Annotated in this window: 13 protein-coding genes; 12 read left to right on the top strand and 1 reads right to left on the bottom strand. The window is 38.4% G+C overall.

Annotation, left to right across the window (positions count from 1 at the left end; all coding sequences use genetic code 11):
- Window positions 1-15: 15 nt before the first annotated feature.
- Window positions 16-2,562 (bottom strand): DNA gyrase subunit A, encoded by a 2,547-nt coding sequence (gyrA, locus tag ABS768_RS14395; RefSeq protein ID WP_408075640.1) that lies wholly within the window; start codon window positions 2,560-2,562, stop codon window positions 16-18.
- A gap of 257 nt (window positions 2,563-2,819) precedes the next feature.
- Here gyrA and ABS768_RS14390 point away from each other — a divergent pair, with 257 nt between their 5' ends.
- The 12 genes from ABS768_RS14390 to ABS768_RS14335 all read left to right on the top strand — a co-directional run bounded on the left by ABS768_RS14390 (window position 2,820) and on the right by ABS768_RS14335 (window position 11,774).
- The gene (locus tag ABS768_RS14390) at window positions 2,820-5,372 is read left to right on the top strand and encodes an ATP-dependent Clp protease ATP-binding subunit (RefSeq protein ID WP_408075639.1); all 2,553 of its coding nucleotides are present in this window, start codon (window positions 2,820-2,822) and stop codon (window positions 5,370-5,372) included.
- Window positions 5,373-5,604: 232 nt separating this feature from the next.
- Window positions 5,605-6,969, top strand: coding sequence for a 30S ribosomal protein S6--L-glutamate ligase (gene rimK, locus ABS768_RS14385; protein WP_408075638.1), 1,365 nt, complete (start codon window positions 5,605-5,607; stop codon window positions 6,967-6,969).
- A gap of 12 nt (window positions 6,970-6,981) precedes the next feature.
- Entirely contained in the window at window positions 6,982-7,347 is a 366-nt protein-coding gene (locus ABS768_RS14380) for a DUF1304 domain-containing protein (protein ID WP_408075637.1), read from the top strand.
- A 2-nt stretch (window positions 7,348-7,349) separates the two neighbouring features.
- Window positions 7,350-7,547: a GldL-related protein gene (locus ABS768_RS14375; protein WP_408075636.1), complete on the top strand. Its 198-nt coding sequence runs from the start codon at window positions 7,350-7,352 to the stop codon at window positions 7,545-7,547.
- A gap of 3 nt (window positions 7,548-7,550) precedes the next feature.
- Window positions 7,551-7,970 carry a hypothetical protein gene (locus tag ABS768_RS14370; protein ID WP_408075635.1) on the top strand — a complete coding sequence of 140 codons (420 nt, stop codon included), beginning with the start codon at window positions 7,551-7,553 and terminating at the stop codon, window positions 7,968-7,970.
- Between the two features lie 75 nt (window positions 7,971-8,045).
- Window positions 8,046-8,843, top strand: coding sequence for a hypothetical protein (locus ABS768_RS14365; RefSeq protein WP_408075634.1), 798 nt, complete (start codon window positions 8,046-8,048; stop codon window positions 8,841-8,843).
- 19 nt (window positions 8,844-8,862) lie between these two features.
- On the top strand, window positions 8,863-9,441 hold the full coding sequence (locus ABS768_RS14360; RefSeq protein ID WP_408075772.1) for a GNAT family N-acetyltransferase: 579 nt from the start codon (window positions 8,863-8,865) through the stop codon (window positions 9,439-9,441).
- A complete protein-coding gene (locus ABS768_RS14355) occupies window positions 9,438-9,866 on the top strand; it encodes a hypothetical protein (protein WP_408075633.1) in 429 nt (142 codons plus the stop codon). Before ABS768_RS14360 ends, ABS768_RS14355 begins: the two co-directional genes overlap by 4 nt.
- 8 nt (window positions 9,867-9,874) lie before the next feature.
- Window positions 9,875-10,282 carry a DUF1801 domain-containing protein gene (locus ABS768_RS14350; RefSeq protein ID WP_408075632.1) on the top strand — a complete coding sequence of 136 codons (408 nt, stop codon included), beginning with the start codon at window positions 9,875-9,877 and terminating at the stop codon, window positions 10,280-10,282.
- Complete coding sequence (locus tag ABS768_RS14345) at window positions 10,279-10,677, top strand: hypothetical protein (RefSeq protein WP_408075631.1); 399 nt, start codon at window positions 10,279-10,281, stop codon at window positions 10,675-10,677. The genes ABS768_RS14350 and ABS768_RS14345 overlap by 4 nt, the downstream gene beginning before the upstream one ends.
- Before the next feature lie 18 nt (window positions 10,678-10,695).
- Window positions 10,696-11,106 (top strand): hypothetical protein, encoded by a 411-nt coding sequence (locus tag ABS768_RS14340; RefSeq protein ID WP_408075630.1) that lies wholly within the window; start codon window positions 10,696-10,698, stop codon window positions 11,104-11,106.
- Between the two features lie 17 nt (window positions 11,107-11,123).
- On the top strand, window positions 11,124-11,774 hold the full coding sequence (locus ABS768_RS14335) for an XAC2610-related protein (protein ID WP_408075629.1): 651 nt from the start codon (window positions 11,124-11,126) through the stop codon (window positions 11,772-11,774).
- Window positions 11,775-11,849 lie beyond the last annotated feature (75 nt).

Here is an 11,849-nt window from a genome sequence, read left to right as displayed (position 1 = left end):
TCTGGTTTTTTAAGTTTATTCCTGTTCCTGATTGTTTTCGTTATCATCCTGAGCAGTAGCTTCGCCTGTTACGCCATCAATGTTTGTGATATCTTCTGCCTCAGCATCAATAATATCCTCATCTTCCTCACGTAAAACTTTTGCTACAGCAGCGATAGAGTCGTTACCTTTAATATTAATCAGCCTCACACCCTGAGTGGCACGCCCCATAACCCTTAGGTCAGAAACACGCATCCTGATAGTAAGCCCTGATTTATTGATAATCATTAAATCATCATTATCGGTAACATTATTAATAGCAACTAATCCTCCGGTCTTATCGGTAATATTAAGGGTTTTAACCCCTTTACCACCCCTGTTGGTTATCCTGTAATCCTCCAGGCTTGAACGCTTACCATAACCTTTTTCAGACACCACAAGGATTTCGCTTTCCATATCATTTACAGAAACCATACCAATTACCTCATCATTGTCATCTTTAAGGGTAATACCACGCACACCCGATGCATTACGTCCCATTGGGCGTGTTTTACTTTCCTCAAAACGAACTAGTTTACCCGACTTAACAGCAAGCAGCACATGGCTGTCTCCTGTAGTTAGTTTAGCTTCAAGCAACTCATCGTCTTCACGAACGGTAATTGCGTTAATACCATTTAACCTTGGGCGTGAGTACTGCTCTAAAAGGGTCTTTTTAACAATCCCTTTTTTAGTAGCCATAATCACATAGTGGTTATTAATGTACTCTTCATTTTTAAGATCCTGTGTACAGATGAATGCCTTAACCTTATCGTCATTCTCTATATTAATTAGGTTTTGTATAGCACGTCCTTTACTTGTTTTACTACCTTCAGGAATTTCGTAAACCCTCATCCAGAAACATTTACCTTTTTGGGTAAAGAATAACATATACTGGTGGTTAGTAGCAGTAAACAGATGCTCCAGGAAGTCCTGATCACGGGTAGATGATCCTTTTTGACCTACTCCACCCCTGTTTTGGGTTTTGTATTCAGAAAGCGGAGTACGCTTAATGTAGCCGGCATGCGAAATAGTAATAACCACATTCTCATCGGCAATAAGATCTTCAATGCTTACATCGGCACCAGAGTACTCAATTTGAGAACGGCGTTCGTCACCATATTTTTCTCTAACCTCTGTAAGCTCCTCTTTAATAAGCTGCATTCTCAGCTCTTTGCTTTCTAATAACGCTTTCAATTCGGCAATCAGTTTCATGATTTCCTCATATTCAGCTCTCAGTTTATCCTGCTCCAGTCCTGTAAGCTGCCTTAAACGCATCTCTACAATAGCTTTAGCCTGGATTTCACTAAGTTTAAATCGTTCTATTAATTTTTCGCGAGCCTCTTCTCCGTCTTTAGAACCACGGATAAGCGCAATAACCTCATCAATATTATCTGAAGCTATAATAAGACCTTCTAATATGTGCGCACGCTCTTCAGCCTTGCGAAGTTCATATTTTGTTCTTCTTACTACTACATCATGCCTGTGCTCCACAAAATAATGGATAAGCTCTTTAAGGTTTAATGTATGTGGTCTTCCATTTACAAGCGCAATGTTGTTTACACTGAAAGAAGACTGTAATTGAGTATACTTGTAAAGCATGTTAAGCACCACGTTTGGCACTGCATCCTTTTTAAGGATATACACAATACGCATACCTTTCCTGTCAGACTCGTCACGTATGTTGGATATACCTTCAATTTTCTTTTCGTTTACAAGGTCGGCAGTCTTTTTAATCATCTCTGCCTTGTTCACCTGGTAAGGTATTTCGGTAACAATAATACATTCTTTACCGTCTACCTCTTCAAACCTTGCCTTACCGCGCAGTACCACACGGCCACGACCGGTTTTAAAGGCTTCACGAACTCCTTCATAACCATATATAACACCTCCCGTAGGGAAATCAGGTGCTTTTACATAGTTCATCAGCTCGTCTATCTCAATTTCGTTATTGTCAATATATGCCAGGGTACCGTCTACCACTTCACAAAGGTTATGAGGCGGCATGTTTGTAGCCATACCTACTGCAATACCCGATGCACCGTTAATTAAAAGATTGGGTACACGTGTAGGCATTACGGTTGGTTCCTGTAAGGTATCGTCAAAGTTTAACTGGAAGTCAACAGTTTCCTTTTCAAGGTCGGCCATAATATCCTCAGATATTTTTCGCATCCTTGCTTCAGTATAACGCATTGCTGCAGGACTGTCTCCGTCAATCGATCCGAAGTTACCCTGACCGTCTACCAAAAGATACCTCAAACTCCAATCCTGCGCCATACGCACCATAGCGTCATAAACAGAGGAGTCACCATGAGGGTGATACTTACCTAATACCTCTCCTACAATCCTTGCCGATTTTTTATAGGCCCTATTAGAAAGAACCCCAAGTTCGTGCATTCCATAAAGTACTCTTCGATGTACGGGTTTCAAGCCATCTCTAACATCAGGAAGGGCCCTCGATACAATTACTGACATTGAATAGTCAATATAGGCCGATTTCATCTGGTCCTCGATGTTAATAGGAATTAACTTTTCTCCTTCAGACATAAATAGTTATATTAAAAATTATTTTTATTACAAAACGTGCCAATATACGCATTTTTATTGGCATTGTCGAGCTAAAAAACAATTAATTTCCAACATTTATTAACACCTTAAATACGTTAAACAGTTAATAAAGTAATGCTATATAATTTCTTTTTCTGCCTTTTTTTTTGTCACTTAGCATGACAGGACCTTCAGTAGGTATGGTTTTTGTAAAATCTTATTTAAATAGTTAAATTTACAGTATCAATTCTTTTATTATGGATGATAATTTTTCACCAAGGGTCAAAGACGTAATTACCTACAGTAAAGAGGAAGCTTTACGACTGGGCCACGACTTTATTGGTACAGAACATTTGATGCTGGGGATATTGAGGGACGGAAACGGCAAAGCAATTTCTATACTTAACAATATATCTGTTGATTTAGATCTTTTAAGAAGAAAAGTAGAAATATTAAGCCCTGCTAATCCTAACGCGGAGCGCGGGAACGATAAAAAGAACCTGCACTTAACGCGCCAGGCAGAACGTGCCCTAAGAACCACATTTCTGGAAGCCAAGGTTTTCCAGAGTACCTCTATCAGTACGGCACATTTACTGTTGTGTATTTTGCGCAACGAAAACGACCCTACAACAAAATTGCTTAATAAGCTAAAAATCGATTACGAAACAGTTAAAGAACAATTTATCAACATGACATCAAGCGAAGAAGACTATATGGAAAACCAGCCAAGGGCTGAGTCTTACAATGATGATGCAGGACAGGATGACAGTATGCGCGAGAGCACCTTTAATAACCCTACCCCGCAGGGTGGCAAAGCCAACAAAAAATCTAAAACACCTGTTTTAGACAATTTTGGCCGAGACCTTACCGAACTTGCCGAAGAAGGCAAACTGGACCCTGTTGTTGGTCGTGAAAAGGAAATTGAGCGTGTTTCGCAAATACTTAGTCGCAGAAAGAAAAACAATCCGCTGCTTATTGGTGAACCCGGTGTGGGTAAATCGGCCATAGCAGAAGGACTGGCCCTGCGTATCGTACAGAAAAAAGTATCACGCATACTATTCAACAAACGTGTGGTAACATTAGATCTTGCCAGCCTGGTGGCAGGTACTAAATACCGTGGTCAGTTTGAAGAACGTATGAAAGCGGTGATGAACGAACTGGAAAAAAATGATGACATCATTTTATTTATAGATGAGATTCATACCATTGTAGGTGCAGGTGGCGCTACAGGTTCGCTGGACGCCAGTAACATGTTTAAACCGGCACTGGCTCGTGGCGAAATACAATGTATTGGTGCCACTACCCTGGATGAATACCGACAGTATATAGAGAAAGACGGTGCATTGGAAAGGCGTTTCCAAAAAGTAATGGTTGAACCTACATCTGTAGAGGAAACCATCATTATACTTAATAACATTAAAGGTAAGTATGAGGAACACCATAATGTTAACTATACACCGGAAGCTATTGATGCCTGTGTGAAGTTAACCAACCGTTATATGTCTGAACGTTTCCTTCCGGACAAGGCTATTGATGCACTGGATGAGGCAGGATCTAGAGTACACATTACTAATATTAATGTACCAAAACAAATTCTTGACCTTGAAAGACAACTGGAAGAAGTACGTGAGCTTAAAAACTCTGTAGTTAAAAAACAGAAATATGAAGAGGCTGCAAAGCTTCGTGACGACGAGAAACGCATTGAGAAGGATCTTGCCATTGCTCAGGAAAAATGGGAAGAAGATGCTAAAAACAATCGTGTTACCGTTACCGAAGACAATGTGGCAGATGTTATCTCTATGATGACAGGTATCCCTGTAAACCGTATTGCGCAAACCGAAAGCAACAAACTTGCCGGCCTACCGGAACTTATTAAGAGTAAGGTTATAGGTCAGGATGATGCTGTTGTCAAGATTTCAAAATCAATTCAGCGTAACCGTGCCGGACTTAAGGATCCTAACAAACCGATTGGGTCATTTGTTTTCCTTGGTCAAACCGGTGTAGGTAAAACACAGCTGGCTAAGGTATTGGCTAAAGAACTGTTTGACTCTGAAGATGCCCTTGTACGTATTGACATGAGTGAATACATGGAGAAATTTGCCATATCAAGACTGGTAGGTGCGCCTCCGGGGTATGTAGGTTATGAGGAAGGCGGACAGCTTACCGAAAAAGTACGCAGAAAACCTTACTGTGTTGTGCTTCTTGATGAGATTGAGAAAGCGCATCCTGATGTATTTAACATGCTTTTACAGGTACTTGACGATGGTTACCTTACAGATAGCCTTGGTAGAAAAATTGACTTTAGAAACACTATTATAATAATGACATCAAACGTGGGTGCAAGACAGCTTAAAGACTTTGGTCAGGGAGTTGGTTTTGGTACTGCTGCCAAAAAAGCACAGGCCGATGAGCACAGCAAAGGTGTTATTGAAAGTGCTCTTAAAAAGACATTTGCGCCGGAGTTTATTAACAGGATAGACGATATTATTGTGTTTAATCCTCTTGAGAAAGAAGACATCGACAAAATTATCGATATCGAACTGGCTAAACTATATGCCCGCATTAAAGACCTTGGGTATAATATTACCTTGTCTGAAAAGGCTAAAAACTTTATTGCCGACAAAGGTTTTGATAAGCAATATGGTGCAAGGCCACTAAAAAGAGCCATACAAAAGTATGTTGAAGATACACTTGCAGAAGAGATTATCACTTCTAAAATAGGTGCCGGAGACGAAATTTTTATGGATCTTGACGACAATGAACAAGAACTTGCTGTGACTATTAAAAAAGCGGAGAATCCGACTAGTTAATAGTTTAGGATATATATTTAGAAAATCCCCGGCAGTTGTTACTGCCGGGGATTTTTGTTTAACTACTTTCTGTTTGTCTATTAAATATATTTAATACCCTCACAAAAACAAACAACTAAAAACCTCATAGTCAATTTGTGAGGATAGTTATATTAAATTTTAAATAAAAATACCGCTACCTCTTTACTTATTTAAAAAAAGTAGTACTTTAGAAGTATATAATTATACTAAAATGTTCGACAAAGTTATTGTAGGCAGTGAAGAATGGTGCTCATTTCCGGCACTTGGCATACCGGCTATTAAAGCCCGTGTAGACTCGGGTGCAAAAACCTCTGCCCTTCATGCCATTAACATCAATCCGTTTATAAAAGATGGTGACAACTGGGTTAAGTTTGACATTAACCCTATACAAAACAATACCAAAACCATTATTCATTGTGAAGCTCCGCTTATTGACAAGCGAATTGTAAAAAGCTCCAGCGGATATAGGGAAAAACGTTATGTTATAAAAGCCAGCCTTCAGGTAAGTGATACCACATGGGAGGTTGAGGTTACCCTTACCAACCGCGACTCAATGGGTTTCCGTATGCTGTTAGGCCGTGAGGCTATGAGCGGACGCCTTTTGGTAGACCCGGAACAAAAATACCTGTTGGGACAACCTACAACCGAAAAGCTTAAAGAATATTACAGCACTAACGACGAGCCTAAAAAAGGACTTCGTATAGGGCTTTTAGCCAGTAATCCTGAACTGTACAGTAACAGGCGTATTATAGAGGCAGGTGAACTGCGCGGACACGAAATGCACTTTCTTAACCTTAAGTACTGCTACATGAAACTGGATGCCGAAACTCCCGAAATACACTACAGGGGCGGCAGGGTACTTAATGACTTTGATGCTATTATACCGCGTATTCGTCCAAGCATGACGTTTTATGGTTGTGCACTTACACGTCATTTTGAGGCTTTAAAAGTATACAGCCTTAACTCGGCGGCAGCCATAAGTCAGTCGCGAGATAAACTGTTCTCATTACAGTTATTGCTTAACAGTGGTATTGACATCCCTACCACAGGGTTTGCTAACTCCCCTCTTGATACTAACGACCTGATTAAAATGGTAGGTGGTTCTCCGCTTATCGTTAAGCTGCTTGAAGGTACTCAGGGTAAAGGCGTTGTACTGGCCGAAACCAAAAAGGCGGCCGAGAGTGTTATAAATGCCTTTAAAAGCCTTAACGCCAATATTTTGGTACAGGAGTTCATTAAAGAGGCAAACGGTAAGGATATACGCTGTTTTGTAATAGACGGCAAAGTGGTAGCTTCCATACAACGTGAAGCACTACCGGGAGAGTTTAGGGCAAATATTCATTTGGGTGGTACGGCCTCTGTTATTAAAGCCACTCCCGAAGAAAAAAGAATTGCCATTAAAGCCACCAAAGCTATGGGGCTTAAAGTGGCGGGTGTAGATATTATCCGTTCCTCTAAGGGTCCGCTATTACTTGAGGTAAACTCTTCACCGGGTCTTGAAGGCATAGAAGGCGCTACCAATAAGGATATCGCCGGAGAGATGATTCTCGCCATCGAAAAGAATTTTAAAATCTAAAAACATAAAACTATGGCAATAATTTCTTCTTCAATAATAGTTATAGTGTCAATGCTGCACCTTTACATTTTTTGGCTAGAAAGCTTTGCCTGGACAACAAGAGGCAGGAAAGTTTTTAAAAAGTTTCCTGCCGAACTTTTTGAAAAAACAAAACCTATGGCTGCCAACCAGGGCTTATACAATGGTTTTCTTGCCGCCGGGCTGTTATGGTCGCTGCTTATTGAAACTCCCGATTGGAGATTTAATGTAGCGATGTTCTTTTTAGGATGTGTTGCGGTTGCAGGATTATTTGGAGCGGCAACGGTGCAAAAAAGTATTTTTTACATCCAGTCGGTTCCTGCAATTGCCGGTATGGTTTGCCTTTATTTTAATATTTAATTATGAAGTATATTACTATTATAGTATTATTTTTATTGGGTTCGATAATCATGATTGTGGGTGCTCTTTTTAAACTAATGCACTGGCCAAACTCACAACTAATGCTCATATCTGCCTCAATCCTACAGGTTATCGCCGTTATTATACTAATAATAAAATTGTTAACCAATAAGGATAAAAACAGTTTTCTAAATAAATAAGCTATGAAACTTAAAACAGCTATACTAACACTTGGGCTGCTCCTGCCCCTATGGGGCTTTAGTCAGGATGACGGCTGTTTAAAATTTAAGAACGGTACCTTTAAAGTAACCGATCCCGAAACCAAAAAGGTTTGTATTATTACCCGTAAGGGAGATACACAAACCGAAAGAATGGAAAACTCTGACCAAACCTATGATTTTAAAATCACATGGATAGATAACTGTAAGTATACCGTTAAGCCTACTGCTACTACTATTGAAAGGAACAGGGAGGTGCTTAAAGCCGGAATACTTACTGTTGAAATTATAAAAACAACCGACTCTTCTTATACACAAAAGGTAATGGTAGAAACCAATCCTAAGTTTACCCGTTATGATGAGGTTTACATTGTAAAGAAAAAGGAAAAGAAAACCCTTGATTAATGGTAAAAAAATTACACCTTATACATTAATATATGTTTTTGTTGACTCACTAGCAGTCATCTAATCATACCATATATGGATATTGTTTTTATAATCGTTTTTATACTTACCCTTCTCATTATAATAAGCAACTTCAGTTCGGGAGCTAAAGCAGTGCGTGAGCGTACTCCTAAAGGCATTAAAGAAAAAAAACAGAAAGAGCTTGTAAAAGAAAAACAGAAAGCCTGGATAGAGGACGACCTGATATACGACCCTGAAACAGGTGCAAAAATCACTTTAGAACAGGCACAGTCGGGAGTTTGGGATTTACCATCAGAAGAAGAAAAAGCTAAACATGAAGAAGAACAAAAGGCTTCTCTTAACGAGGCAGGTATTGAATCAGGCTATCTTTTCGAACTTTTAAAAACAAAAGGCTATAAAACCAAAAAACTCAACGATGAACAAATCGATTTTTTAGAACAATCGGCACTACTTGCCCAATATGACAACTGGGGATATACCGATTGCTACATCCTCAATGATGAAACAGTCGTTTTTTCTCCTTATGTAAAGCTAGAAAGACTTCATTATGAAGAATCGCAGCTTATGGTTTGGGTAAAAGTAAATAACGCATCGGGACATTACTTTATGGAACCAAAAAACACTTCCAATAAGCTTTTAGGCAGCTTGGTTCATAAAGAAGACATCAAAATAAAAAATTATAGTGTACACACCATAAAAAAAGGCTTTGATATTACAAATACAAAGAAAATACTGCAAAAGTTTAGTAATGAAAAAGGACTGCAGGTAGAACTAAATAATAATAACCTGCTTATTAAAACCCTCGTTCAGCCAAACAGAAAAGACTTTGAAAGAATAGAAAAGTTACTGTAACAAAAAATTCCATAACTTGGTGGTAGATAATAACAATCAATCACCAACCGAAATGGAAATTTTGGAAACCAGCAGACTACGCCTCAGGAAACTTACCCCTATGGTAATGGATCAGGTTTTTACCACAATGAACGATCATTCCATAATCGACTTTCTGGGTCTTGCCGATTTTGAATCTCTCGAAAAAGAAAAGGAACGTTACAAAAAAGGTCTGCAAACCTACAACAGGAGCTTTGTAAATTTTCAGCTTTTGGAGAAAGAAACCAATCGTGTAATAGGCAGTTGCGGCTTTCATACCTGGTACCCGCTGCATGATCGTGCCGAATTAGGCTACGGCCTGTTTTATGACGGTGATAAGCAAAAAGGATTAATGACCGAAGCGGTTACCGCAGTACTGGATTATGGTTTTACTAAAATGAACTTACATCGTGTGGAAGCACTTACCGCAACCTACAACACAGGTTCTCTCAAAATACTAAAACATTTCAACTTTACTTTTGAAGGCACTTTGCGTCAGCATTATAATGTAAACGGTAAAATGGAAGACTCTGTAATGTATTCGCTTTTAAAACATGAATATCAAAACCATACGTCATGAAAAAAGCTATTCTGATACTAACAGTATTCACACTACTTTCATGTGCTTCCGACAGAAATGTACCAAGAAACGCTATGCTCTACTCGGAGGAACTGGAAACCATTGCCGACAAAATATTTCCGCTTTTTGACTACGAGATAGAAATAGGAGAAAATTATATGGATAGTTTACCCCTAACTAAAAAAGAAATAAGGTTGTTAAAATATAAACTCAAATGCCCTGAGATCTATATTAATTATGACGAAAAACCAGATGAGAATATAGACAGTCTTGTAGTTTTTAAAAGTGGCGGTTACTGGGTAAAGCAACGAGAGGTAATTATTGATATGCGAAAAAAACCACGAACCACCCTACCCTGCGACTGTCCTGCCATTAAAAACAGAACGTATTATAAAACCGGTAAAGCTATAATACCAATATCATAATATAACTTATGAGTAAACCAACACCAACCGAACAGGTAACACAATACATAGCCAAAATGACTCCACAGGTGGCTCAAACCATGCAGGCCATACGCGAGGCAATACTAGAAACCTCTAAAGAAATTGGCGAACATATAAAATGGAACTCTCCCGCCTTTTATTATACAGGCGAAATGAAGGCTTTTGACGCTAAAGAATACAAAAGGGATCTTGTGGTATACAATTTGAGGAAGAATGGCAGTATTATGCTTGTTTTCCCTACAGGAGCAACTATTAATGATACTACGGGGATACTGGAAGGTAATTATACTGATGGACGCCGTATGGTAACCGTTACTGATATTACCGACCTGCAAAACAAAAAGCAGGCTTTACAAACCGTAATTAAACAATGGTTAGACCTTATTGAAAAATGAAATTTGAAAAATACCTAATCATACTGCTAACCGTTTTCCTGTTTTCTTTTCAGTCGGATAAAAACAGTAGCAATATTATTGCTAAATGGGTATGGGTAAAGTTTACCGCAGATATGAATATGGAGTTTATAAAATCTGATAAACTGGACGAGAACAGATGGGGTTTTGAATTAAAAGAAAACGGAAATGCCATATACATGCACAAAGACCCCTCCTCTTCTGCCTGTGGGCATCCCTTATTTCTTCCTCATTTTATTCCTACAGCGGCAAAATGGTATTGGGAAAAAGATTCGGTTATCTGTTTTAAGTATACTTACAATGAAACGCTAGAAAACACATGCTGGAAAATAATTGAAAAGAAGGATGACCAAATGACTCTGTACGAAATTGAATAACGTTAAAATACAACAGCTATGAAAACACACAAACACACCTTTCTCTACATTACCTTTCTGTTGATTTCCGTATCCGGATTTGCACAAAACTCAAACTTATACAAAGCATGGGTACCTACCGGAAAACATGGTAATGTTTACACCTATGAAGCCATTAATGACATTGGTGCTTACCCTAATGCCTTTATATTTGATAAAAGCGGAACTTTACTTGAAAAGTATAAAGGTATTAATTGTGGTACCAGTAAGGTCCGTGGTACCGATAAAGACGTTAACACTAGTCCTAAAACACAGGTATCGGGTAAATGGCGCTGGTTAAAGCCATCGGTTATAGAAGTAGAAACAAAAGAAAGAGGCACACTTATCAGAAAAAAATATAAGGTCTCAAAAGTAGATGACAAATCCTTAATACTTATCGACTTACATTAATTCTATAATAGCTATAAATGCAATTTAAACACTATTACTACCTGGGGCTAACAGTGCTTTTATATAGCTGTAATAATAAAGGAAGCATAACAAATGATGAACAAGAGGTTAACATCAACCCTACAACTGCCATTACCGAAACACACGAGGAAAATACTGTAATTGTAAACTGCGATACGTTACAATTAAAAAACTCTAAAGCTACTCTTTATCTATTTGGAAGCTTTGAAGATGAAGACAGTAATAATACTATTTTTACACTCATACAAAACGGTAAAACAATAATACATGACAGTATTATAAGTAATCGTTTTAAACTACTGTATAAAGATTTTACAGGCGATTCTATAAACGATTTACTGATTCATCATTATACAGGTACGCGTAGTAATGAATTTTACAATTTATATATTACTGATACCTTAAACAACAGGCTGAAAAGAATAAAAGGATTCGAGAAAATCCCTAATCCCAGGTATGACAATGGCTACAGCCTTATAACCTGTTACGGATTAACCGGTACAAACTATGTGAAGTTCTACCACATTGAAAACGACACCATACTAGATTATGGTATTACTGTTGAAGATGATTTAATGCCCGAAAATAATTTTGAAGAACGATACCAGCAGGCCGTAAACAAAATAAAAACGAAACAACATCAATAAAAAATCCCCAACCATTCGGTTGGGGATTTTAATTTTATATCGGTTCAGGTTTATGGCCTGTACTTGATTACTTTT

It is taken from the genome of Flavobacterium rhizophilum (assembly GCF_046000485.1).
Lineage (GTDB): Bacteria > Bacteroidota > Bacteroidia > Flavobacteriales > Flavobacteriaceae > Flavobacterium > Flavobacterium rhizophilum.
The sequence above is the reverse complement of the archived record's forward strand: the minus strand, read 5'-3'. Positions and strand labels throughout refer to the sequence as shown.